At 59.7% G+C, this 23,953-nt stretch carries 24 protein-coding genes; 11 read left to right on the forward strand and 13 right to left on the reverse strand.

The annotated features are described in order from the left end of the window. Window positions 1-247: 247 nt before the first annotated feature. Window positions 248-1,222: a LysR family transcriptional regulator gene (locus H2Z84_RS06155; protein ID WP_181835192.1), complete on the reverse strand. Its 975-nt coding sequence runs from the start codon at window positions 1,220-1,222 to the stop codon at window positions 248-250. A gap of 133 nt (window positions 1,223-1,355) precedes the next feature. Here H2Z84_RS06155 and H2Z84_RS06160 point away from each other — a divergent pair, with 133 nt between their 5' ends. The 5 genes from H2Z84_RS06160 to H2Z84_RS06180 all read left to right on the forward strand — a co-directional run bounded on the left by H2Z84_RS06160 (window position 1,356) and on the right by H2Z84_RS06180 (window position 5,713). After that, window positions 1,356-2,198, forward strand: coding sequence for an SDR family oxidoreductase (locus H2Z84_RS06160; protein WP_181835193.1), 843 nt, complete (start codon window positions 1,356-1,358; stop codon window positions 2,196-2,198). A 111-nt stretch (window positions 2,199-2,309) separates the two neighbouring features. Continuing rightward, a complete protein-coding gene (locus H2Z84_RS06165; RefSeq protein ID WP_181835194.1) occupies window positions 2,310-3,368 on the forward strand; it encodes an NAD(P)-dependent alcohol dehydrogenase in 1,059 nt (352 codons plus the stop codon). Continuing rightward, window positions 3,365-3,832 (forward strand): (R)-mandelonitrile lyase, encoded by a 468-nt coding sequence (locus H2Z84_RS06170; protein WP_181835195.1) that lies wholly within the window; start codon window positions 3,365-3,367, stop codon window positions 3,830-3,832. Before H2Z84_RS06165 ends, H2Z84_RS06170 begins: the two co-directional genes overlap by 4 nt. Further along, the gene (locus tag H2Z84_RS06175; protein ID WP_220272723.1) at window positions 3,832-4,413 is read left to right on the forward strand and encodes an NAD(P)H-binding protein; all 582 of its coding nucleotides are present in this window, start codon (window positions 3,832-3,834) and stop codon (window positions 4,411-4,413) included. The genes H2Z84_RS06170 and H2Z84_RS06175 overlap by 1 nt, the downstream gene beginning before the upstream one ends. Beyond that, window positions 4,379-5,713 carry a Bcr/CflA family multidrug efflux MFS transporter gene (locus H2Z84_RS06180; protein WP_220272724.1) on the forward strand — a complete coding sequence of 445 codons (1,335 nt, stop codon included), beginning with the start codon at window positions 4,379-4,381 and terminating at the stop codon, window positions 5,711-5,713. The genes H2Z84_RS06175 and H2Z84_RS06180 overlap by 35 nt, the downstream gene beginning before the upstream one ends. A gap of 211 nt (window positions 5,714-5,924) precedes the next feature. Here H2Z84_RS06180 and H2Z84_RS06185 read toward each other — a convergent pair whose 3' ends face one another. After that, on the reverse strand, window positions 5,925-6,839 hold the full coding sequence (locus H2Z84_RS06185) for a LysR family transcriptional regulator (RefSeq protein WP_181835197.1): 915 nt from the start codon (window positions 6,837-6,839) through the stop codon (window positions 5,925-5,927). A 105-nt stretch (window positions 6,840-6,944) separates the two neighbouring features. Here H2Z84_RS06185 and H2Z84_RS06190 point away from each other — a divergent pair, with 105 nt between their 5' ends. Beyond that, a complete protein-coding gene (locus H2Z84_RS06190; RefSeq protein ID WP_181835198.1) occupies window positions 6,945-7,622 on the forward strand; it encodes a carbonic anhydrase family protein in 678 nt (225 codons plus the stop codon). A 141-nt stretch (window positions 7,623-7,763) separates the two neighbouring features. On the opposite strand, the gene H2Z84_RS06195 is transcribed toward H2Z84_RS06190, so the two are convergent. The 3 genes from H2Z84_RS06195 to H2Z84_RS06205 form a co-directional block, all read right to left on the reverse strand. Continuing rightward, complete coding sequence (locus H2Z84_RS06195) at window positions 7,764-8,327, reverse strand: DUF4865 family protein (RefSeq protein ID WP_181835199.1); 564 nt, start codon at window positions 8,325-8,327, stop codon at window positions 7,764-7,766. Window positions 8,328-8,403: 76 nt separating this feature from the next. After that, a complete protein-coding gene (locus H2Z84_RS06200) occupies window positions 8,404-8,805 on the reverse strand; it encodes a tautomerase family protein (RefSeq protein WP_181835200.1) in 402 nt (133 codons plus the stop codon). A 7-nt stretch (window positions 8,806-8,812) separates the two neighbouring features. Next, on the reverse strand, window positions 8,813-9,133 hold the full coding sequence (locus H2Z84_RS06205; protein WP_181835201.1) for a carboxymuconolactone decarboxylase family protein: 321 nt from the start codon (window positions 9,131-9,133) through the stop codon (window positions 8,813-8,815). Window positions 9,134-9,236: 103 nt separating this feature from the next. On the opposite strand from H2Z84_RS06205, the gene H2Z84_RS06210 reads away from it, so the two are divergent. Continuing rightward, window positions 9,237-10,124 carry a LysR substrate-binding domain-containing protein gene (locus tag H2Z84_RS06210; RefSeq protein ID WP_181835202.1) on the forward strand — a complete coding sequence of 296 codons (888 nt, stop codon included), beginning with the start codon at window positions 9,237-9,239 and terminating at the stop codon, window positions 10,122-10,124. Between the two features lie 97 nt (window positions 10,125-10,221). On the opposite strand, the gene H2Z84_RS06215 is transcribed toward H2Z84_RS06210, so the two are convergent. The 6 genes from H2Z84_RS06215 to H2Z84_RS06240 form a co-directional block, all read right to left on the reverse strand. After that, on the reverse strand, window positions 10,222-11,289 hold the full coding sequence (locus H2Z84_RS06215) for a hypothetical protein (protein ID WP_181835203.1): 1,068 nt from the start codon (window positions 11,287-11,289) through the stop codon (window positions 10,222-10,224). A gap of 141 nt (window positions 11,290-11,430) precedes the next feature. Then, window positions 11,431-11,676 carry an XRE family transcriptional regulator gene (locus H2Z84_RS06220; protein WP_181835204.1) on the reverse strand — a complete coding sequence of 82 codons (246 nt, stop codon included), beginning with the start codon at window positions 11,674-11,676 and terminating at the stop codon, window positions 11,431-11,433. Between the two features lie 127 nt (window positions 11,677-11,803). Further along, window positions 11,804-13,330, reverse strand: coding sequence for an MFS transporter (locus H2Z84_RS06225; RefSeq protein ID WP_181835205.1), 1,527 nt, complete (start codon window positions 13,328-13,330; stop codon window positions 11,804-11,806). Between the two features lie 18 nt (window positions 13,331-13,348). Beyond that, a complete protein-coding gene (locus tag H2Z84_RS06230) occupies window positions 13,349-14,566 on the reverse strand; it encodes a cytochrome P450 (protein ID WP_181835206.1) in 1,218 nt (405 codons plus the stop codon). Continuing rightward, window positions 14,563-15,243: an HAD family hydrolase gene (locus H2Z84_RS06235; RefSeq protein WP_181835207.1), complete on the reverse strand. Its 681-nt coding sequence runs from the start codon at window positions 15,241-15,243 to the stop codon at window positions 14,563-14,565. The genes H2Z84_RS06230 and H2Z84_RS06235 overlap by 4 nt, the downstream gene beginning before the upstream one ends. 1 nt (window position 15,244) lies before the next feature. Beyond that, window positions 15,245-16,282, reverse strand: coding sequence for a ScbA/BarX family gamma-butyrolactone biosynthesis protein (locus tag H2Z84_RS06240; RefSeq protein ID WP_181835208.1), 1,038 nt, complete (start codon window positions 16,280-16,282; stop codon window positions 15,245-15,247). A 157-nt stretch (window positions 16,283-16,439) separates the two neighbouring features. Here H2Z84_RS06240 and H2Z84_RS06245 point away from each other — a divergent pair, with 157 nt between their 5' ends. After that, window positions 16,440-16,769 carry an ArsR/SmtB family transcription factor gene (locus H2Z84_RS06245; protein ID WP_181835209.1) on the forward strand — a complete coding sequence of 110 codons (330 nt, stop codon included), beginning with the start codon at window positions 16,440-16,442 and terminating at the stop codon, window positions 16,767-16,769. 1,110 nt (window positions 16,770-17,879) lie between these two features. On the opposite strand, the gene H2Z84_RS06250 is transcribed toward H2Z84_RS06245, so the two are convergent. Continuing rightward, window positions 17,880-19,211 (reverse strand): MFS transporter, encoded by a 1,332-nt coding sequence (locus H2Z84_RS06250; RefSeq protein ID WP_181835210.1) that lies wholly within the window; start codon window positions 19,209-19,211, stop codon window positions 17,880-17,882. A 183-nt stretch (window positions 19,212-19,394) separates the two neighbouring features. Between H2Z84_RS06250 and H2Z84_RS06255 the strand changes: the two genes are divergently transcribed. The 3 genes from H2Z84_RS06255 to H2Z84_RS06265 all read left to right on the forward strand — a co-directional run bounded on the left by H2Z84_RS06255 (window position 19,395) and on the right by H2Z84_RS06265 (window position 23,000). Next, window positions 19,395-21,524 (forward strand): sensor histidine kinase, encoded by a 2,130-nt coding sequence (locus H2Z84_RS06255; RefSeq protein WP_181835211.1) that lies wholly within the window; start codon window positions 19,395-19,397, stop codon window positions 21,522-21,524. Continuing rightward, window positions 21,521-22,120, forward strand: a complete 600-nt coding sequence (locus H2Z84_RS06260; RefSeq protein WP_181835212.1) for a response regulator transcription factor — start codon at window positions 21,521-21,523, stop codon at window positions 22,118-22,120. The genes H2Z84_RS06255 and H2Z84_RS06260 overlap by 4 nt, the downstream gene beginning before the upstream one ends. A gap of 106 nt (window positions 22,121-22,226) precedes the next feature. Further along, entirely contained in the window at window positions 22,227-23,000 is a 774-nt protein-coding gene (locus H2Z84_RS06265) for a hypothetical protein (RefSeq protein ID WP_181835213.1), read from the forward strand. Between the two features lie 77 nt (window positions 23,001-23,077). On the opposite strand, the gene H2Z84_RS06270 is transcribed toward H2Z84_RS06265, so the two are convergent. Next, window positions 23,078-23,776, reverse strand: coding sequence for a dienelactone hydrolase family protein (locus H2Z84_RS06270; protein WP_181835214.1), 699 nt, complete (start codon window positions 23,774-23,776; stop codon window positions 23,078-23,080). Window positions 23,777-23,953 lie beyond the last annotated feature (177 nt).

Consider the following 23,953-nt stretch of genomic DNA (forward strand, 5'->3'; position numbering starts at 1 on the left):
GCAAGTCTGAGTGGTGTGTGACTAGAGTAAATAAAGTTCGTCGGATCCGAATAAAGTTGGTCGGAGTCTGAGCAAGGAGAAGGGGCCATTGGCCCCTTCTCCTTTTTCAGTTGGCGGGTGTGCAGGGTCACCAGAGGTGAGCGCATGTGGGGTGAGTGCTTCTCAGCCAAAGCGGCCGGTCAGCATCATTGGAAGCAAGGACCGTTTTACACGGAGTTCCGGGCAGGCCCGAACCCGGATTGCTCATCTATTGCCCGTGCAAACAGATTTGGCTGACTTTTTCATGGGCAGTGGCAAGTTCCTGCTCTGACAGAACCAGTTCCGGGCTGTCCCGCAACTTTTCCAGCGTCAGATCTAGAAACGCCCTGACCCGCACCGGGAGTGCCTGTCGACTGCCGTAGTACAAATGCAGTGCAAACGGCGTGCTCAGTTGCGACAGCAGCAAGGGAATCAATCTGCCGGAGCGGATGTGTGGTGCTGCGGAAAGATTGGCCACTTGCCCTATCACCTGCCCCGAAAGCACGGCTTGCAGTTCCAGCTCAGTATCGTTGCTGTAAAAGGCGGGGGGAAAATGGCGCTGCTCCACCTTGCCATCCACCGTGAGATACCAGGGCAATACCTTGCCGCTTACCGGGTGTCGGAACACACTGCAGCGGTGAGTACTGAGTTCTTCTATGGTTGTCGGTATGCCGTAGCGCGCAAGATATTCTGGTGCTGCGCAAACGATTAACTGGATGGGAAACAGCCGGCGGCTGATCACGCCATCCTGTGCCGATGCGCCAATGCGAAATCCCACATCCACCCGGTCCAGCACCCAGTCCCCAATACCATCATCCAGCGCGACATCCGGTCGCACTTCAGGATGTGCCTGACAGAATGCATCCAGCAGCGGCATCAAAATACCGGCAAATGATGACTTGGGCCCAACAATCCGCAGTGGTCCGGCAATCCCTTCTTTCCCTGCCCGTGCGGTATTGACTGCACGCTCCAGCGTCGCCAGCGCAGGCTGTGCATCTTCCAGAAACTGCTGCCCTTCCTCGGTCAGTGCCAGGCTACGCGTGGTGCGGTGCAGCAGTCGTACGCCCAGGTGTTTTTCAAGCATGGCGATGGCCTGGGTGGCCGCCTGTGCCGACACCCCTTGCGCCTGGGCAGCCTTGCGGATACTGCCCAGCTCGACAGCCTTGGCAAACATGGAAATGGAACGTAACTCGTTAATGGGCATGGGGCTGCATCGCAGATTAATGGCGTGATGAATTATCAATATAAAGTTGCTACTTATGCAATTTTTTATCGGCTATTCGCTTGATATTTAATTTCCTATAGTAGCGGCATACAAACAAGCAGGAGTCTTGATCATGCAAAAAGAAGTCGTCGTCGTCGTTGGAGCCGGACTGATCGGCCAGGCCATTGCCCGGCGCATTGGTGTGGGCAAGCAGATCTTGCTGGCATCACTGAGCCTTCAGGATGCAGAACAAGCCAGTGCCGTTTTCCACAATGCAGGTTTCACGGCCACCGCCGCCAGCGTGGATGTGAGTTCGCGCGAATCGGTCCTGGCCCTGGTCAAGCAAGCTGAACAATTAGGCCCGATCACCGGGCTGATTCATGCCGCCGGGGTTTCCCCGTCGCAAGCGCCGGTGGAAACGATCTTGCGTGTTGACCTGTACGGCACGGCGCTGGTGCTGGAGCTGTTCGGCAATGTCATGGCCAGGGGTGGTTCTGCCGTGGTCATCGCTTCGCAATCCGGTCATCGCCTGCCTGCCCTGACCCAGGAACAGGACCGTGCACTGGCCATGACACCCACCGAACAGCTGCTTGAGCTGGATTTTCTGCAGCCATCACAAGTGGTGGATACCCTGCATGCCTATCAGCTGTCCAAGCGCGGCAATTCACTGCGGGTGATGGCCGAGGCCGTACGCTGGGGTCAGCGTGGCGCCCGGGTCAATACCATCAGCCCCGGCATCATCATCACCCCGCTGGCCAATGACGAACTGAATGGCCCGCGCGGTGCCGGTTACCGTCGCATGATTGAAGGCAGCCCGGTAGGACGAGCCGGCACGCCGGATGAAGTGGGCCATGTCGCCGCCCTGCTGATGGGGCAGGATGGCACCTTTATCACCGGTAGCGACATCCTGATGGATGGCGGCGTGACTTCTGCCTTCCGCTTTGGCGATATCCAGCAGCCGGTCGTGCAGTCCTGAAGCGGAACTCAGGCCCACAGAACGCTAACCGCTCACACCAGCATGGGCTGCCACCGCCCCCGGCGACTGGCAGCCCTTGCCAGACATCAAGTATTCAGGAAGAAACAGCGTATGAACTATCGCGTCAAAAGTTACGCCGCTCAGTCATCCGGCAGCCTGCTGGCACCATTCCAGATCGAACGCCGCAGCCCGCGCGCAGATGATGTGGTGATCGAAATCCTCTACTGCGGCGTCTGCCATTCTGATGTGCACAATGTGCATAACGACTGGGGCAATGCCAATTATCCGATGGTGCCCGGCCATGAAATCATCGGCAAGGTGCTGGCTGTAGGTTCCGGCGTAAGCCGTTTCCAGATCGGCGACCGGGTGGGCGTGGGTTGCCTGGTGGCCTCCTGCAAACACTGTGCGCCCTGTGAGCACGGCCAGGAACAGTATTGCCAGAACGGGGCAACCTATACCTACAACCATCAGGACCCGATTGATGGCAGCCGTACCTATGGCGGCTATAGCGAGACAATCGTCGTGGCGCAGGACTTCGTGCTGAAAGTGCCGGATAGTCTGGATCTGGCTGGCGCGGCTCCGCTGCTGTGCGCCGGCATCACCACCTATTCGCCGCTACGCCATTGGCAGGTCGGCCAGGGCAGCAAGGTGGCCATCGTCGGCCTGGGTGGCTTGGGCCATATGGGTCTGAAGCTGGCCAAGGCCATGGGGGCCGAGGTCACGCTGTTCAGCCGTTCACCCGGCAAGGAGGCCGATGCCCGCCGCCTGGGCGCTGACCATGTGGTGATGTCCACCGATGCCCCGCAGATGACTGCAGTAGCCGGAAAATTCGACCTGATCATCAACACCGTGCCCTACCAGCATGATGTGAATCCCTACATTCCGACGCTGGCATCCGGCGGCACCATGGTGATGGTGGGCTACCTGGGACCGCTGGATGATTTCAATACCGGCCCGCTGGTGTTTAGCCGCAAGGCGCTGGCCGGCTCGCTGATTGGCGGCATCGCAGAAACACAGGAAATGCTGGATTTCTGTGGCCAGCACGGCATTCACTCCGATATCGAACTGATCCGCATCCAGGATATCAATCACGCCTTCGCCCGCCTGCTCAAGGCCGATGTGAAATACCGCTTCGTCATTGATATGGCTTCTTTGAAAGAACCGGCATGAACACCAACACGCAAACGGGTAGCGACGCCGGGGCTGAAGGATTGCTGATTTCCCATTCCAGCACACGCGCCACGGTAGCCGTGCCAGCCGAATGGTTTACCGGCCTGGTTCAACTGGAGATGCTGTTCTCCCCGGCTGGCCCCGACCGGGCTTCTGCCGGTCTGGTGACCTTTCCTGCCGGAGCACGCACCCACTGGCATAGCCATCCGCTGGGGCAGACCTTGCTGGTTACCGCCGGGGCTGGCTATGTACAACGCGCCGGCGGCCCGCTGCAGGAAATTCGCCCGGGCGATGTGGTGCGCATTCCGCCCCATACCCGACACTGGCATGGGGCAATGCCTGAGAGCAGCATGAGCCATATTGCCATCCAGGAGGCGCTGGACGGCAAATCGGCCGACTGGATGGAGGCCGTGAGCGATGCTGACTATGCCGCCAGCGGAGAGGGTAGCGCATGCGGCGGGTGATGATTATTGGTGCCCATGGCCAGATTGCCCGCGTCGTCACCCGGCTGTTACTGGAGCACGCTGATGTGGCATTGACGCTCTACCTGCGCCGTGCGCAGCGGCTGCAATCACTCGCCACGCATCCACGGGTGACGCTGGTAGAGGGTGACGCCCGCGATGTAGCGCAGTTGAGCGCGGCCATGCCCGGGCAGGACCTAGTCTATGCCAACCTGTCCGGCGAGATGGCAAGCCAGGCCAAGGCCATTGTCGCAGCCATGCAGCACACTGGCCTGCACCGGCTGGTATTCATCAGCTCAATGGGTATTTACGCTGAGGTTCCGGGCGAAAAGTATCGCAACATCCTCGACCCGTATCGGGACTCTGCCGCCATTGTTGAAGCATCCGGGCTGGAATACACCCTGTTGCGCCCCGCCTGGCTCAATGACGAAGATATCGCCGCATATGGCCTGACGCGCAAAGGCGAGCCATTCAAGGCTGCGCACGAGGTGGTATCCCGGCGTAGCGTGGCAGAAATTGTCCGGGCCATTTGCCTGGACCCTGCCCTGCATGTCGGCGAAAGCCTGGGCGTACACCGGCAATGAGCACAGCGCAGCCCATGTACCGACGGGCCGCGCCGAGCTTGATCTTTGCGGTCAGACATCTCTGCATTTTTTATCTACTCTTCTCCACTACCCCATGACACAGCAACGTGATCTGCGCCTGATGCTGATTCTCAGCGCGCTGATGTCTTTCGCCTCCATCTCCACTGATTTATACCTGCCCGCCCTGCCAAGCATGCAGCATGCCTTGCACGCCAGCCGTGCCGGTATCGAGCTGACCTTTTCTGCCTTCCTGGTGGGCTTCAGCATGGGGCAACTGTTTTGGGGACCCTACAGCGACCGTGTCGGACGGCGCAAACCAATTGCCATTGGTATTGTCCTGTTTGCCCTTGGTTCGGCAGGATGCGCACTATCGGATACCGTGTGGCAGATGATGCTGTGGCGTGTCATCCAGGCAGTTGGCGCCTGTGTCGGACCGGTACTGTCGCGCGCCATGGTGCGGGATCGCTACGGGCGGGAACAGTCGGCTCACAAGCTCTCCACGCTGATCCTCATCATGGGGGTGGCTCCCTTGCTTGGGCCGCTGCTGGGAGGGCAGATTCTACTGGTCTGGTCCTGGCAAGGCATTTTTTGGCTGCTGACCATCGTGGCGGCACTTTTGTTATTTTGCTTGCGCTATTTGCCAGAAACACTGGCCAGGAAAAACCGTAACACGCAGCCGGCCCAACAGGTGTTCAGGGAGTATCTGTCCCTGCTGCAAGATAAAAGCTTGTTGGTCTATGCGCTGGCAGGTGCATTTTTTTATGCCGGTGCTTATACCTTCATCGTGGCAACCCCGTTTGCCTATATCGAGTATTTTCATGTCTCGCCACAGGGATATGGTTATCTGTTCGGTATCAATATTGCCGGCATGATGCTGGCTAATGCAGCCAACCGCCACCTGCTGGGACGATTCTCCAGCAAGCATTTATTCATGGCCGGGTGCTTGGTCCTGGCACTGTCCGGCCTTGTACTGATGATGGATGTGCATTGGTCAATCGGTGGTTTGGCCGGCGTGGTGTTACCCATCTTTTTCTATATGTCGATGAATGGCTTCATTGTGGCCAATTCGGTGGCTGGCGCTCTGGAGCATCTGCCACACAAGGCAGGCACTGCCTCTTCACTGCTTGGCGCCATGCACTACGGCAGTGGAATTCTGAGTGCTGCATTAGTGGGATGGTTTGCCGATGGCACACCATGGGCGATGGCCTGGCTGATGGGGCTATGTGGATTGGCCAGTTTGCTGGTGGCGATTCTGTCAGTGATTCCATTGCCAATGCAGGAGAGATGGCGCGTCTTGTAAATGGCCGCAAGCAAATGATCAGCGGCTGGCATGGTATGTTGGTATTTGTCCGCTATGGCCGAATTACCGTCGGCCAGGCTGACACATCGGCTGTTGGTCGGCCAAAGCTGTCTTTTGACAGGTGAGTGGGGAAGGTCTGGTTTACACAAAATGCTGGACATGCCCGGACGTCGGTCATCTGGCGTTAGCCGGCATTGGCCCCTGTTTTTTGCTACACGCCAGACTCGCGCCGCTCGCTCCATTCGGCGGCGGACTGCTGCAGATGCTCAAGGAATACCGCCGCAATCGGGGAAAGCTTTTTGCCGCGCGGATACAGGGTGAACCAGTGCGACTGCAGCGGGAAGCCGGCGACATCGAGAACGGTCAGTTGATCGTCCTCTGGCCGGGCGGCCAGTGCATGACGCGAGATCACGGCTAGACCCAGGCCACCGGATACGGCCTGCTTGATCGCCTCATTGCTGCCCAGCTCCAGCCGCACCGCTGGTACGAAGCCGCATTGCGCGAAGTAAGCGTCACCGGCCAGGCGCGTGCCAGAACCGCGTTCGCGCAGGATGAATCGTTCCGCCTGCAGCTCGGTCAGTTCCAGCTGGCGGCCTTGCAGCGGGTGTGCTGCCGGGGCGATCAGAACCAGGGGGTTGTGCAGGAAGGCATGCTGCTCAAGCTCAAGGCTCTCGGGCGGCATCGACATGATGTAAAGATCATCGCGGTTCTCACGCAGGCGTGCCACGACGCCATCGCGGTTGAGAATCTCCAGCGAAATCTCGATATTTGGATGCTGCGCGCAAAAACTGCCCAGCAGACGCGGGACAAAGTACTTGGCCGTACTGACCAGGGCGACGCGCAAGCGCCCTTGCTCCAGCCCCTTCATCGCATTGATGTCCTGTTCGAATTCCCGCCATTGCTCCAGCATGGCCTGTGCTGTCCTGGCGAGCGTTTCGCCAGCCTCGGTCAGGTGCAGGCGCTTGCCGATCTGTTCGTAGAGCGGCAGGCCGACGGTGTCCGCCAGTTCGCGCAATTGCATCGATACGGTGGGCTGGGTGACATGGCAAGCCTTGGCGGCAGCGGTGATGCTGCCGTGTTCGGCCAAGGCCAGAAACAGGCGTAGCTGGCGAAAAGTGGCATTCATAGGTTTTTTACTATGGATTGAATAACTATTATCGATTATTAATTATTTTATGCTGCGCTTACCATGGCGACCACATCCCATTGTCGCCATCAAGATACGCCCGCCATGAAAACGCACACCTCTGAAACACAAGCCACTTGCAGCCCAGAACTTGCCTTGCAGTTGCTCAAGGAAGGCAATGCCCGCTTTGTGAACAACCTGCGCGCCAGCCGTGATTTGCTTCAGCAGGCCAACGAAACACGCGACGGCCAATGGCCATTTGCCACCATTGTCAGCTGTATTGACAGCCGCACCTCGGCCGAGTTGATCTTTGACCAGGGCCTGGGCGACATCTTCTCGGTGCGCATTGCCGGTAATGTCATCAACACCGATATCCTCGGCAGCCTGGAATTCGCCTGCCACGTGGCGGGATCGAAACTCATTGTCGTGCTCGGACACAGCTCATGTGGTGCGATAAAGGGGGCTTGTGACCATGTGGAGCTGGGCAATCTGACTGAGCTGCTGTCGAAGATCCAGCCTGCGGTGTACGAAGAGAGCCATACCCTGGACCCGGCCAGGCGCAATTCGCAGAACAGCACCTTTGTGGAGAATGTGGCCGACCTGAATGTACGCCGCTCGGTGCGTTCCATCATCAACCGCAGCTTCATCCTTGGGCAGATGATCGCCGCCGGCGAGATCGGCATTATTGGTGCCAAACACAATCTGGCCAGTGGCGAAGTCAGCTTCTTTGCCGACACCTGGTTCCACGATGAGGCAACAATGCAGCGCATCGTTACCGGATAGTGATGCTGCGCGGCCGTGCGTAACGGTGTTTCGCCGCCTTGCTGGCCGGTGTGCGGCGAAGTGGTCAGGAGGTGGGCTGGTTGTTTGCCTGACGCTGGGTAAGCCATGCCGGAGGGTTCTCCGGCATGGTGCTGCTGTGCCTTATCGCTTTGTCGCCACATAGCCAATCTGATAGCTGGTGTGGTGGCTTGTCTGGCGCAGGCAATCTTGCTCGGCATCCCAGGCCGACATCCGCAAAATGCGCCATTGTTGCGGGTCGTAAGCGCTTAGCACACACAAGGCACCTTGCTGGTGTAGCTTGGTGGCCTGCTGCTGTTCTTGTTGGCGTAGTGCGGCGAGCGATGTCCCTGGTGCAATCGCTTGCGTTTGTTCATAGCAAACGGTGGCCGCAGGCATGGTCTGGCTGCCCAGGCAAGCCCATACCGACCAGATATCGACTTGCGGCCGGCCGAAGTCTGCGCAAACGGCAGCAAAGCCGGGGCTGGCCAGAAACTGGTTGATGCCGTCGTTGTCCTGCCACAGATAAAGCGGGGCATAGGCATTGACCGCGCCCTGGTGCTGGCCATCCCGTTCCGACCAGAGGTAGGCCTTCCATTCCAGCTGGGGAAAGCCATCCAGCAGATGGCCACGTTGCTGGATGCGCTGCCTGATGATGGCCATATCGTAGTCGGCTGGCAGGGTAAAACGGTATTGCATGGCGAGCATGGGCTTACTCCTGAGATCCTCTGACAACACCCCGCTGTAGCGATGCGCTTTGGCCTGGGTGTGCTGCGAGGTGTTGTTAGCGGTGGGAAAACGAATGGTCTGGCAGGGCGGATTTGCCGTTGCCAAATGACCAGTCTTCCAGTTCCGTGGTGGTGATCACCACCATGATGTCTTCTTGGCGCAGGCCGGGGCTGGCCGCCAGGCGTTCTGCCAGGCGGGCAAAAAAGGCGCGTTTGCACGCGGCGCTGCGTGGGCGGCCTGCCGTGATGTGAAACAGGATGAAATCGTCACTGCGGCCGCCTGAAAAATAGTCCCGATCAAACACCAGTTCCCCCGCCTGACATTGCTGGAAAACCTGAAAGCAGTCACCGGCCGGTACTTCAAAGCTTTCTTCCAAAGCCTGTTGCAGGCTGGCCGAGATGGACGAGAGCCAGGCTGGCGGCTTGCCTGCCGCAAGCGCGATACGGACATAGGGCATGGCGGGCTCACTTTGCTTGTGGGATGTCGGCCAGCCTGTCCACTGCCGATACCGCAGCTGGCCAGCCGGCGTAAAAGGCCAGATGGGTGATCAGCTCGCCCAGTTCGGCCCGACTGACGCCGTTATCCATGGCCAGCTGCAAATGAAAGGGCAGCTGCTCCAGCCGGTACAGTGCGACCAGTGCCGCTACTGTCGCGATACTGCGCTCGCGTGGGCTGAGTGGCGTACGTTGCCAGATGTCGCCAAATAACAGGGATTCGGTCAGCTCGGCCAGCTTGGCCGCTTCGGTGGCCATGTTCTGCATGCTGTTTGACGAGGAGGTGGGCATGCTTTACTCCCTTGCAGGTTTTGACAGAAGCCAGCTTAGCCAGTCAGAATGGTTTTGATAATCAAAATTTTTTTGATTAATTGTTCATTTTTTCAGGACTATTATGGCGAGTCGTATCAGCCTGGATCTGGATGTGCTGCGCAGCTTTGTGGCTGGCGTGGAGATGGGCAGCTTTGCCCTGGCTGCACAGCGTATGAACCGGTCGACATCAGCCATCAGTGCGCAATTGAAAAAGCTGGAAGAACAGGCAGGACAAGCGCTGATGCGCAAGGCGGGCAGGGGCCTGGTGCTGACGCCTGCCGGGGAAGTCATGCTGGCCTATGCGCGCCGCTTGCTGGCGCTGAATGACGAGGCTGTGCAAGCGGTGCAGGGCAGTGGACTGGAGCAAGGCTGGATACGCTTCGGCATGCAGGAAGACTTTGGCGAGTCGCTGTTGCCGGAGATTCTTGGGCAATTCACGCGGGCCCATCCGCAGTTCCGGCTGGATGTGAAAGTGGCGCGCAATCAGCCATTGCTGGATGGCCTGGCCAAAGGGGAGCTTGATCTGGTCTTGGCCTGGGATGGTGGTCAGCCATGGCCATATCAACAGGTGATGGGGACGCTGCCGCTGTGCTGGATAGACAGCAAGTCCAGCCCGGTGGCCCATGTACCAGACAGCGCCATTCCCTTGGTGGCATTCGAGGCCCCCTGTCTGATGCGCACCGCTGCTTGTAGCGCGTTGGAGCAGGCGGGCCTGGGCTGGCGGCAGGCATTTTGCAGCAGCAGCCTGAGCGGGATATGGGCTGCCGTGGCAGCGGGGCTGGGGCTTACCGTGCGCACCCCGCTTGGCCTGCCGGATACGCTGCAGCTGCGTCACGATCTACCGGCACTGCCGGATATCCGGCTCATGCTCTATCGGGCAGAGTCAGCGGCGGCCACCGGTTGTGAGCGCTTGGCGGAAGTGGTCAGCCATGCCCTGGATGGCTATCTGCATGGTTTGCAGCGTTACTGATCTTTCCCTTGGATACTGACGGGGCAAGCACGCTGGCCAGATAAAAAGCCCGGACATCGCACAGATATCCGGGCCGGGCCAGTGGCGATACGCAGGTTTATTTACGGAATTCTGCTTCTACCCCGGCGTGCAACAGCGCCTTGATGTTTTGGGCGCTCTGGGTGCCGTTATATTCAAAGTCGAATTGCGTGCCGCCGGTGCCACCGTTCTTGATGGTAAAGCGCACCCCGCTGAGGATGAAAAAGCCAAAACCAGCCGCCAATGCCGTGCCCACGCGCAGGCGGCCGGACAGGAAGGTGAAGGCGCCGTCAGCGGCTTTGAGCTGATTATTCCAGTCCACTTCGGTAATCACATCCAGCTGAGCGGTGGCGGCAAGTCCGTCACCCAGCGGCTCAATTGCATTGGCCAGGCTGATCAGCTCGGCATGGGAATTGCACAGAGCCTGGTGGCTGGAAACCAGCGTCTGATACGCCTGGGCGGAGACTTGCTGCGGCGGGCGGCCTGGGGAAACAGTCCATGTGCCGTTGGGCAGCAGGGTCACCGTGCAATTGAATTGCTTGAAGTCAGACAGTTGCACGGTAGCGGCCTGGCTGGATACATCGGTCCATTGCGCCAGGGAGTTGTAATCGAAGGAACCGGTGCTGATATAAAAGGAAAACTTCGGCTCCAGGGTGCGAGTCATGCCCGGTGCCGGCGACCAGGTCATGCCAATAAAACCGGCTGCCGATTGAATGCCGAAGCTCATATTCGAGAACCAGCTGTTTTCTTCATTGCCAGGTTTGTCAAAATTATTGCTGGTAATTTGAATGGTGCCATCCTTGGTGGAAGCACCGGTTTGTTTCATGGTCGGCCCTTTTTTGGGCGGCACCGTTTCCTGGTAATTGGCCTGAAAGGCCTGGTTAATCTCAGCATCCAGTGAAACATTTGAAGAAATCTGCACGTCCAGGCCGACAGCCTGGTTAGTGGCACCCGAGCCCACACGATATTGCAGCGGAATGCCGAAATTATTCAAACTTTGCGAATTGCTGTCGATGGTCAGGCAAGCGCTGGAGTTGGCAAATACGGCCGGGTCAGCTTCCATGGCTTGCGGTGGCTTCAAAAACAACCAGAAATTTTGGGTATCTGCCGATTTATTGATTACATAGATATTGTAAATCTGTGCCATTTTCAATTTCTCCAAAATAAATAATGTGCTGAATCATCAGCTCATTAAATATATAAATATGGAGAATGGTTTTCAGCATCATATCCGCATCATCTTGGTATCAGATAAATATCAAATCGGTAGCAATTTATTACTACAGTATTATTCCAGGCGGGCAAACAGGCTGTCGACTTCCACATCCAGCGCCAGGGCCAGGTTCTTGGCGGTGCGGTAGCGTACCGGCGAGCCGAGTTCGGCACGTTTGATCGAGGCGCTGGATACCGGGCAGCGGCGATTACTGGCATGCCTTGCCAGGTCATCCTGGCTAAAGCATTTGTTTTTGCGCAATTTTTTCAGAAGCAGTGGATCAAGCAGCACTTTTCCATCATCAATAAGCAACTTGGACATAAAGCCCCCGACAGTAATGTGGCCAGATAGCAAAGCAGGCTGATGTTGCCGCCGACTGGATCAGTCTGTTACCGGTAACGGCAAGGCGGCGCCCAGGCGCGCGGCCACCTTGGCGGGTTTCGCTTGTCTACAAGGGCTGGCTGGCCTCTGTGGCCGGCATGGCCGGGCGGATCAGCCAGGCAATCAGCACGGTAAGCAGCATGATGATGGCAGCCAGTACCCACAACACGCCGTGAAAAGCCTGGTCATAGCCCTTGATCAGAATGCTCTGCAGCTGGCTGGCCGCTAGCGAGGCGGGTGTGGTCAGATTGCCTGCCGCGGCATCGTTGATCCAGCTGCGAATTTGCTCTGCATCGCTGCTCAAGGTGGTGAGCGTGCCGTGTACCGCATCGCCCAGCAGCGTGGCCAGCAGTGAACCATACAGTGCCACTGCCACCGCCTCACTGCCCAGGCGGAAGGTATTGAGCAAGCCTGCGGCCATGCCCGCCTTTTCTGCTGGCACCATTTTCAGCGCCATGCCATCCACCAGACCGGCAGACAGCCCCATGCCGCAGCCTAGCAGCAGCATGGGCAGTGCCAGTTGCCACCCATTGCTGGATGGATTGCTGCTGGTGGCCAGCAACAGGATGCCCAGCAGCAAGCTGAGCAGGCTGGCATTCAGCACGCGGTTGGCCGATACACCATGGGCCACCAGCTTGCCTGCCAGCAGCGGGCAGACCAGCATGGGCATGGTCAGCAGCAACATGGTGAGTCCGGCGCGGGTGGGGGCCAATTGCAGCACCCCGGCCAGATAGCTGGGCAGATAGGTAAGCAAGGTGACAAAGCCGAAGGATGCCGCCACCGTCACCAGTGCCATGCCGACAAAGCGCTGATTGCTCAGCAAGGAGAGATCAAGCATGGGGTTGGGGTGACGCTTTTCCTGCCAGATGAACAGCGCCAGCATGGCCACGGCCAGCACCAGCAGGGCCAGGATACCCATGCTGTTCCAGCCCCATTGCGAGCTTTGCACGATGGCGGTCATCAGGGCGAGCAGCAGCAGGATGAACAGGCCGGCACCCACGCTATCAAATTGCAGGCGCTGGCCGATATTGGGCAGGTCGCGTGGAATGAAGGAGCTGCCCAGCAAGACCAGCAGCAGGGCAACGGTGTGGCACCAGAAGATGGCGCGCCAGCTGAAATGCTCCAGGATCAGCCCGGACAGGGTGGGGCCCAGGCTCACCCCCAGCCCGGCGACAGTGCCGAACAGGGCAAAGGCGCGCAAGCGGGCCGCGCCGTCAAAGCGGGTGGACAGAATGGCAATGCCGCAGGAAAACACTGCCGCCGCACCAATACCCGCCAGTGCCCGCGACAGATCCAGCAGCATGGGGCTGTCGGCCAGTGCCGACAGCAAGGAGGCCAGCGCATACAGCACCGCGCCCAGGCTGAAGCAGGTTTTACGGCCAAAGTTATCCGCCACCGCACCCCAGGACAGGGTGAAGCAGGCAAAAGTCAGGTTGAAGGCATTCACCACCCATTGCAGGCTGGTCAGCGGGGCATGGATGTCCCGGCCAATGGCCGGCAGTGCAAGGGCAGTGCCGGAAATGGAACTGGGCACGACAAAGATGGCCAGCAAAATGACCGCCAGCAGTCCTTGGTCTGCAATGGATTGCTTCATGGTAATTCTCGTTTCCTGTTAGCGAAGGGTTGATCCGCAGACCGGCAGGGATGAGGGTCTGCGCAGAATGGTGCCGTGGGTCCATGGCACACTGGCGGCGGGTACCGCCAGTTGCAGGTCTGGCATGCGCTGCAGCAGTATTTCCAGCACGGTGGTGATTTCCATGCGGGCCAGTGCGGCTCCCATGCAGTGATGCATGCCATAACCGAACTGCAAATGCTTGGCGGTATGGCGCTGTGGATCAATCAGCAGGGGATCGGCAAACACCTCGGGGTCGCGATTGGCGGCAAATACATCGGCGTACACCACGCTGCCGGCCGGGATGACACCAAAGCTGCCATCAACATCTTCACTGGCGATGCGCGGAAAGGTGGAGGTGCTGCCCAGTGGAATCAGCCGCAGCAGCTCTTCCACCATGGCGGGGATGGCTTCGGGCTGCTCGCGCAGCGACTGCCATAACGATGGTGCAGCCAGCAGCGCATAGACCACCTTGCACAGCACGGTCAGGATGTTCTGGTCCCCGCCGATCAGAATGCCCAGCAGAATGCCCACCAGCTCCTCATCGTTCAGCGGCGGCGTGCTTTCGTCGCGCGCGGCGACAAAGCGGCGGATCAGCCCATGGGGGGCGGTGGGGCGGCGTCCGGTGACCAGATCCATCAGGTAGTGGTATACCAGCCAGAACTGGCGCAACAACTCCGGTACATCTCGCGGGTCGGCAATCTGTACGGTATGGGTTAACGGCCGGTAATAACTGCGATCCGCCAGCGGAATGCCCAGCAAGCGGCAATCCACTTCCGATGGTATGGACTCCAGCACCAGGCCCAGCAAGTCGACCGGGCCCGTCCGCGATTGCAGGGCATCCAGCCTGGCGTGGGTGGCCTGCACCACTGCATGGCGCAGTGTCGCCACCCCGGCGGCGCTGAAATCCTTCACCACCACCTTGCGCAAGCGCGCATGGCTGGCGCCATCGTTGTTGAGTAACAGCTCGTTGGGAGTGATGGTGGGCAGGAAGCTGGGACCGTCCTCGGTATTGCAGGGACGCCGCACCAGGCGGGTATCGGTGAGAGCTTGCTGTACATGGTGATAGCGGGTCAGGTGATAGGCGACATGGCCGCTGGGCAAGATGATGCGCGCGATACCGTTGGCCGGGCTGGTGGTTTGGTATACCGGTGTGGCATCCAGATGCGGGATATCGCCAACCCGTACCGATGCCAAGGCAGAGACAGGAGTGCTCATGATGCCACCAGCTCCATTTGCTCACGCAGGGCCACCCTGGTGATGCTTTCCAGTTCCAGCAGGGCCTGGGCATTGTCCTGGAACAACAGGGTTTGCCAGCCCATGCTGGCCGCTGCTTCGATATTCTCGGCCACGTCATCAATCAGCAGGCAATCAGCCGGTTCGACAGCCGCCCGTTGTACCGCAATGGCAAAAAAGCGGGCATCGGGTTTGCGGCAGCCTTCCTTGCATGAATCCACCACCAGGTCCACCACGCTCTCCAGCCGCAGCGCGGGCCACCAGTGGGGCTCCCACTCCAGCACATTATTGGTGAGAATGCCCACCTGATATGCCGCCGCCTTCAGCTGGCGTAGCGCCTGCACCATGGCCCGATTCGGCGTGACACCGGCAAACCACTGCGCGCCGAATTCGCGCAGCCGGGCGCGTGACAAATCGATGTCCGGGTGGCGCCGGCGCAGGGCATTTTCCAGACGCTCGCCCCATTCGGCCTCGCTGATGACGGCATTTTCCACTGGTGCCAGCATGGGCAGCTGCATGTCATCGGCCACGTCACGCATGGCTTGCTGCAATACCGCAGGAGCGAGGCCGGTTTTGTGTTGATATTGCTGGAATAGCGCTGGAATGGGCGGCGACAGCACGCCGCCGAAATCAAACCAGATCATTTTCGGAGTACGCATTTCACACCCTTTCCGTCTGCGTCAGCGGCGCGGTCAGGCGGACATCGGCGCTACCGGCCAGCGCGGTGAGTTCCAGCGAGGCGGTGGCGATTGCCTGGCCATCCTGTTCGATCAGCAAGGACATCAGCACCGTTTCCTGGTCATCGGCCAGGCAAACGGCATCACTGGTGAGGCGGCAAGTGGTGGCAAGGCCGAATTCGCCAAAGCGGGTAAAGCGCACCTGGCAGCGCGACAGCAAAACCTCTTCCGGATTGATACCCTGGTAGCGATTGGCCGCGATCAGTGCGGTCTGACGGCAGGCCTCCAGCAGCAGCATGCCGGGAATATGATCGAGCGGATGGTCGAAAATGCCGGCATTGCCCTGATCGACAATCACCGGAACGATCAGCGCGCCATCCTGCTCCTGAATATTGCTGCCCACCACGACATTACCCGCATAAGCCCGGCCCACCAGCGAGGGCAGGGCTGGTGCTGGCAGCTGAATCTGCGGGTCAGGATGGGCGATGACTTTATGCATGGCCTTGGCCCGCATGCGGTTCCAGCTGCTTTCATCCAGCCAGCGGATGCCCATGCGCTTGTGCGCGGCAGCCTCGCCCTGGATCAGCAAGGTCATGTCCAGTGTCACGCCAGAGCGCACGCCGTTGCGCACATACTCATCCACCACTTTCACATCCACCAGCGCCGTGGCCGGGCAATCACGCATCACCAGTGCAGAGCGTTGCAGCAGCCGGGTGTCGCTATCCAGATAGATAAACTTGTCCTGAATGCTGACATCCAGAAAAGCGTGCGAGACATAAATGGAAGCCTGGCGGAACACCTCCAGCAACAACAGCATGTCGTAGTGTGACTGCGGGTGGGTGTGATCACTAAAATAGCGATGGGCTCGCGGCAATTGCGCACTGCACTGGAAATGCAGATCACTGCAGCACACTCCGCCGGTGAGGAACACTTCGCTGACTGCTGCACGGTGCACCATATGACGCGGAACGGTGCTTTCGTAAGCCAGGCCCGGCGATGCGTGGCCAAGATCAATCTTCATCGATCAACTCCTGCTCTTAAGTGCATTAGATCTTGCGGCTCGCACTATCATCATGCGCATATGGTTTGACACTCGTCGAAGGTTCGAATATCTTCGAACCAGTGCTTTATAGAGCAGCGTTTTATATATGTCAAATGAATTTTTCGGAGAGGAATGAATGCCAGATGAGCAAGGGCACCCTGAGCGGGATGAAATTGAACTGGGTAAAGTATTGATGGCACTGGCAGACCCGACACGCCGTCGGGTGGTCAAGGCGCTGCTGGAGGATGTGGAATTTGCCGAACGGCATTGCACTTCTTTCGGCTTGCAACTGAGCAAGGCCACACGCTCACACCACTTTCGCATCCTGCGGGAAGCCGGCCTCATCCGCCAGGTGGACCGCGGCAACAGCCGCATGGCCCAGTTGCGTCGTCAGGATATCGAACAACGCTTTCCAGGCTTGCTCGGGCTGATCCTGCAAGAAGCCGACAAGGATATTGCCCCATAAAGCGTGGTCTGCCGGTGACGGTGGGGTAGCCAAGCCTGCTAGTTGCGGGTGGCGGTAAATCAAAGATGCCCAAGTGGGCGAAGGCAGTTTTCTTCAGGGTTTTGGGCTAGTTTTTCGGACTGGCGGAGCCGCTGAAATCACCCCAAAATCACCCCCAAAGCACCGTTTCCCCTAGGTGGAGAGGGTGCTTTTTTGTTTAAGCGAAGGACCTTACCGTCTGCACTGTTGTTTGAACGGTATTTGCCTTGCAGTCGCTGAGCCTGGCATAAGAAGATGGCCATCCTCACAGATACTGATCAAAAATGCCGGACCAGGCGACGAGACCCTCGTCCCCGTCAAGCATGCCGACGGGTGGTACTGCTGCGGTTTTAAACGGCTGGCTGTTTGAGCGATTGGACGTTAGCCAATCGCGAGTTCCAGCCGTGCCGCAGCAGTGACGGGCCCCGGAGGGTAGCCGCAGGCCATGCTTGCAGGGGTGGCCTTGGAGGTGAAGGAGGGATTGGCCAGGCAATCCCTCCTTCCCGTTAGCTGCGCGGAAGCGGCAGGTAAAACATGATCCGCGCAGCGGATTCCCACCCGGTGCTCATCAGTTTAAAACCAACAGCAAAAGCCACTTCGCGGGTCTCGCCCCGCTGGCGAGCTTCTTTCTTTTGCTTTGCCTGTATAGACCGGAAACATGCCGGCCAGGGCGCGGCCGGAACTTGCGGCGCGCTAGCGTCGCGCCGCTGTGGACAGCCGACCGCTTAACACCCTGGGCGGCATGACCGTGTCGGCTCGCGCTGACGGGACCGGGTGGCAGCGCTTTTGTTTTGGCTTGCCGCAAAATGGGGCGTCTGTAGCGAAGGCCATGCAGTTAAAGACTGCGTGCTGGTTCTTCTGCTGGAGGAGTCGCTGAAATCGTAAAAAAGCACCGTTTCCCATATCTGGACACGGTGCTTCTCTGTGCAGTGAACAGCATGACCCAAGTGGGCCTTTCGGCTCATGCAATGGCGCGCTGTAAATTACCGCGCTCAGTCATTGCCTGAGTGAACTGCCACCCTCCGGCGGCGGCCACATTCGGTCATGACCCAGCCCTTCCCGGCCGCAGCGGCCGGGCTGGCCGCCGCATGATTACCCTCGTGCTTCCGCATCAATCTGCGAATGGGCTGCGGTATCACGCATAAACCAGCAGACCAGCAAAGAGCAGCCGATGACGGCGGTGGCATACCAGTAGAAGCCACTTTCCATGTGGATGGATTTGAACCACAAGGCGAGGTATTCGGCAGTACCGCCAAACACCGATACGGCAAAGGCGTAGGGGACGCCCACCCCGGTGGCGCGAATAGTGGCGGGAAACAGCTCGGCCTTTACCAGCGCATTGATCGAGGTATAGCCAGAGACGATGATCCAGGCGCAGGCAATCAGGCCAAAGGCTTCCCACGGGCCGCTGGCGTTACGGATGGCGGTGAGCAGCGGCACCGTGAACAGGGTGCCGAGCAGGGCAAAGCCGATCAGCAGCGGCTTGCGGCCAATGCGGTCAGACAGGGCACCGTACAGTGGCTGCAAGCACATGGCGAACAGCAGCGAGGCGGCGGAGACCGCGGTGGTTTGTCCGTCGGTCAGGCCGACCGACAGGCGCAGGAATTTCTGCATATAGGTGGTGTAGACATAGAAGGCCAGGGTGCCGCCCATGGTCAGGCCCACCACCAGCAATACTTCCTTGGGATGGCGTGCCAGCTGCTTCAGTCCGCCCATCGGTTTTGCCTGCTTGCGGGCAGTTTCGAACGACTGGGTTTCCGGCATGTTGTGGCGCATGCGCAGGGCGAGGATGGCTAGCCCGGCACCGATGACAAAGGGAATGCGCCAGCCCCAGGCGCGCAGTTCTTCGGCGCTGAGCAGGAATTTCTGCAAGACCAGCAGCAGGATCAGTGCTAGCAGCTGGCCGCCAATCAAGGTGACGTACTGGAAGCTGCTATAGAAACCCCGATGTTTGGAGTCGGCCATTTCGGACAGATAGGTGGCACTGGCTCCGTATTCTCCGCCCAGGCTGAGGCCTTGCAGCAGGCGTGCCAGCAGCAGGATGCACGGCGAGAGGATGCCAACCGAGGCATAGGTGGGGGCACAGGCGATCAGCAGCGAGCCAAAACACATCAGTAGCACCGAGGCCATCAGTGCCGTCTTGCGGCCGTGGCGGTCGCCCAGGTGGCCAAACAGCACGCCACCCAGCGGGCGAACGAAAAAGCCCAGGGCAAAAATACCGGCGGTGGACATCATCTGCGCAGTCGGGTCCTGTGCCGGGAAGAAGGCACTGGCAAAGTACAGGGCGAAGGCGGAATAGCAGTAAAAGTCGAACCATTCAACCAGATTGCCGGCGGAGCCGACAAAGATGGCGCGCAGGCGTTTGCCCGAAATGCGTTCGCTGGCCTGGCTCTGGCTGGCCGGTCTGGTGGAAGCGGTGCTCATATTGTCTCCTTTGTTGTGCGGGAGAGGGTAGGTTTCCCCCGTTTTTGGCCTTCTACTATCGCTGGCGGCAGGCGAATGGGCATCCGCAACTTCGTCGCCCGCTTCTCCGTAAAACTACGGAGACGTGTTCCAAAGCGCAGGGGCAGCTGCTATGGTCGTCTGCTCTGCCTTGTGGGAAATGCCATGCTTGCCTGGTTCAAAGCACGCCACTGGCGCAGGCTGATCATATTGGCCGGCGCTCTGGCTCTGATCGTGGCATCGGGCAACTGGGCTGCGCAGCATGAGATGCAATCCAAGACCGTCGCCTTGCGTCAGGCCGCCGCTGCCCATGTGCTGGGCCTGCGTGGCCTGGTGGAAAAACACGATTTCCTGCCTTATGCGGCGGCCCGCCATCCCGACGTACAAACCCTGCTCGGCACGCCGCAGGATGTTGCCTTGCAGGGCCGGGTCAATGCCTATTTTGCTGATCTGCAGCGCACTACCGGTGCGGCGGCCTTGTTTCTCATCGACCGCGCCGGGCTGACGCTTGCCGCCAGCAACTGGCAGCTGCCCTCGAGCTTTGTCGGCCAGTCGTATCGGCAGAGGCCCTATTTCGAAGATGCCCTGCACGGTCGGCGCGGCCTGTTTTATGGCCTTGGCCTCACCACTGGGCAGTCCGGTCTGTTTATCGCCGAACCGGTGCGGGTGAAGGGTGCCATCCTGGGCGTGGTGGTGGTCAAGATCAGCCTGGAGCCTTTGCAGAGTGCCTGGATGCGCGGCAGCGACCCGGTGGTGCTGCGCGATAGCCATGGCATTGTCTTTTTGAGTGCGGTGCCTGAGTGGCTGTTTCACAGTATCCAGCCAGTGCCGCCGGCTGATTTGCGCTGGATTAGCGGCCATCGCCAGTATGGCAGCCGCGAGCGTTTTGCCGTGCTGCCCTGGCGTCGCGAACCGGCGGGTGACGCGGCGGGATTTGTCCTGCACACCACGGTGCAAGGCCAGCAGCGCGAACTGTTTGCGCTGGATACCCCCTTGCCCGAACTGGGCTGGACGCTGACGGTGACCACCGACATGAAAGAGGTGGTGCAGGCGCGCCAGGCGGCGCTGATGCTCAGTGCCCTGGCGGTGGCACTGCTGCTGCTGGGCATCCTGTACTGGCGGCTGCGCGAAAAGCGCTTTGTCGAACAGCGCACGGCGCGGCTGGAGCTGGAGCGCCGGGTGGAGGAGCGCACGCGGGATCTGGAAGAGGCGCACACCTTCCGCAAGGCGATGGAAGACTCCTTGCTGGTGGGTATGCGTGCTAGGGACCCGGCAGGCACCATCATCTATGTCAATCCGGCATTGTGCGCCATGGTGGGCTATGCGGCGGAAGAGCTACTGGGACGCCGCCCACCTTATCCTTACTGGCACCCGGATGATCTGGAAAAGCAGGCCCGCGAGAGCGACGCGGTGCTGCAGGGACGTGCTGCTCCGCAGGGCTTCGAGTCACGCATTCGCCACAAGGACGGACACGATGTCATTACCATGGTGTACACCGCGCCGCTGGTGGATGCGCAGGGGGTGCACCGTGGCTGGATGAGCTCGGTGGTGGACATTACTGCGCAAAAACAGGCCGAAGCCCGCCAGCGCGACCAGGAACTGCAACTGGCACGTAGTGCACGGCTGGCCAGTGTTGGTGAAATGGCCTCCACCCTGGCACACGAACTTAACCAGCCGTTGATGGCGCTGTCCAATTTTGCCGTCGCCGCCCGGGCGCTGGCGGCGCAGGGGGTAACCGACATGCTGGCCGGCACACTGGATGAAATTGTCGAGCAGTCGCGGCGGGCCAGTGAAATCGTCAAGCGGGTACGGGTGTTCATCAACCCGCAGCGGGCGCACCATGAAAGCCTGCGCATGGAGAATGTCATCTCTCATGCCGCGCTGCTGCTGAAGCCGGAGTTGCAACGCCACGGTGTGCAGTTACAGCTACTGCTGGACGACGCGGCGGCTCCGGTGCGCGGCGACACGGTATTGTTGGAGCAGGTGCTGGTCAATCTTATCCACAATGCACTACAGGCCATGCAAGGCCAGCCGGCCCACTGCCGCACCATTACGCTGAGCTGCCAGCGCGCGGAGCAGCTGCTCACCATCAGTGTGGCCGATGCGGGGCCGGGTATTCCCCCCGAGCAGCGCGAACAGATTTTTGCTCCGTTTTTTACCACCAAACCAGATGGGCTGGGCCTGGGGCTGAATATTTGCCGCACCATCATCGAAGCGCATGGCGGTGCCATGACGGTTGAGAACCGGGCCGGTGGTGGCGCGGTGTTTACCTTTACCTTACCGGTTGAAGCATGAAGGACTTGCCACTGACTCTGTTCCTTGTCGACGACGACGAAGCGCTACGCCGCTCGCTGATCCTGTTGCTATTTTCCCAGGGGCTGGCGGTACAGGCCTTTGCCTCAGGCGAGGCTTTTCTCAATGCGGTCAATCTACGTCAGCCCGGCTGTGTGATCCTCGACCTGCGGCTGGGCGGGATGAGTGGGCTGAGCGTGTTTGACCACTTGCTGGCGGCACACAGCCCGCTGGTCACCCTGTTCCTGTCGGCGCACGGTGATATCCCTACGGCACTGGAAGCAGTACGGCGCGGGGCCTATGACTGGGTGGAAAAGCCGGACACCCAGCAGCTGCTGGATAAACTGCCGGCGGCCATCGAGCTGGCGCGCGCCCGCGCCCAGGCCCTGCAACGCTGGGCAGAGCTGACGCCGCGTGAGCGCGAGGTGGCACGGCTGGTGGGGCTGGGCCAACCCAACAAGGAGATTGCCCGCATCCTGGTGCCGCCGTGTGGCCACCGCTCGGTGGAAACCCACCGCGCCAATATCTTCAGCAAACTGCAGTGTGCCAATGACAATGAGCTGGGTCGTTGGCTGGCGGCGCATCCCTGGCTGGACTAGTCGCCTGCGCCGATATTGCGGATGGAGCTTGCGCTGATTTTGCCCAGCACGGTTGGCGGATTGATGCTAATACGCATTATCGCAAGCTGCTTGAAGGTGCTTACACATGTGGCGAATTGTCATGCGCGGCGCGCTTATCCTCGGCCTGTTACCGCTGCCGGTAGAGGCTTGCAATGCGACAGTCACGCCGGATGGGGCGGCGGCCTACAACCGGCCGGATATCCATGGTATCGCGGTGTTTCTGCCGGAAGTGCTGGAAAATGTCGTGGACAGCCCCTTTGCCAATCTGATCAAGGTGGTGAACAAGTACTACCCCGATGGGCGGATCAGCCTCAGCATCGCGCCGGTGCGGCGGGTTTATCTGGACATCAGCGATCAGAATGCCGATTTTCGCTTTCCCATCATGAAAATCCGCGACGGAGCCGATAGCCAGACGCCTTATCAGTTTGGTCATGAGATGCTGGGCAAGGTCAGCTTTGTCCTGTACAGCAACAAGGCCAGGCCACTGGACAAGGCGGCGGTACTGGACATGGCCAACCTCAACAAATATCAGCTGGCCGCACCGCCAACCAACTGGGGCTTTCACACCGAGAGTGTGGTGGATCTGGAACGCTCGCTCAAAATGCTCAACCAGGGGCGGATAGACGGCGTGATCTGGGCACAGGAGGAGGCGGATTTCCTGATCCGCAAACTCAAGCTGGATAATGTGCACCGCTCCCATTTCGACGATTACCCGGACGTGATCTTTCTTTCCTGCAACCGGCGCGGCACTTATGTCAACCAGGTGCTGAGCAAGGCGATTGCGGCGGCACGCGCCAGTGGCGAACTGGCCCGCGCTTATGCCGCAGTGCACCAGCCCTACCGCGACTGGCAACCCTGAGTGCCAATGACCAACGGCCCCATAGAGGGGCCGTTTGGGCAGATCAAGGCCAAACCGTCTGTGTACAGAGCAGACGCTTAGAGATGTTCGGCCAGGAACTGCAGGGTGCGGCCAGCTGCCAGCGCGGCGGCGGTTTGATTGTAGACAGCCTGACGGCCCCAGCAATTGAAACCATGGCCGGCCGCCGGATAGTCGAAGAATACGGCATTGGCCTTACCGGCAAACGCCGCCTTGACCTGGGCGACGGCGCTGGGCGCAATGTGCTCGTCCTGGCCGGCATAGTGAAACAGAATGGGCTGCTTGATCTGGGTGGCCAGTGCCAGGTGCTGATCGATGCCGCCGCCGTAAAAACACACGGCAGCATCGGCCTGGCTCTGCGCGGCGGCGCGGAATGCCAGCTGGCCGCCCAGGCAGTAACCCAGGGTGGCGACCTTGCCTGTTAGTTCGGGGAGCTGGCGCAACTGCGCCACGGTTGCGGCAACATCGGCAGCCGCCAGCGCCGTATCCACCGTCTGGTAGTAGCCAAAGGCTTGCTGGGTGCCGGCGGCGTCATAATCCAGCTCCACTCTGGGCTTGAGGCGCCAGAACACGTCCGGTGCCAGTACCACATAGCCGGCCAGGGCATACTGATCGGCCACGGCGCGGATATGTTCATTCACACCCCAGATTTCCTGTACCAGCACAATGCCGGGACCGCTGCCGCAGGGGGGCAGGGACAGATAGGCGCTGAATGTCTGGCCGTCGGCGGCCGGGATATCAATCCATCTTGCGTTCACAGGCAACTCCTTGTCGCGGAAAGTGCATCACGGGGGGGGTAAGCGCTGGCACAGCAAGGCCAGGTGCGTGGCACAGCTTAGTCAAAACCCGTGGTGTAGCACAGTGAATTCGCAGGTGGCAATGGGGTAGTGTGGTGGAAAAATCTGCTCTGTATGGCTTGCAATGGCAATTAATGA

Source organism: Aquitalea aquatica (genome assembly GCF_013911085.1).
Lineage (GTDB): Bacteria > Pseudomonadota > Gammaproteobacteria > Burkholderiales > Chromobacteriaceae > Aquitalea > Aquitalea aquatica.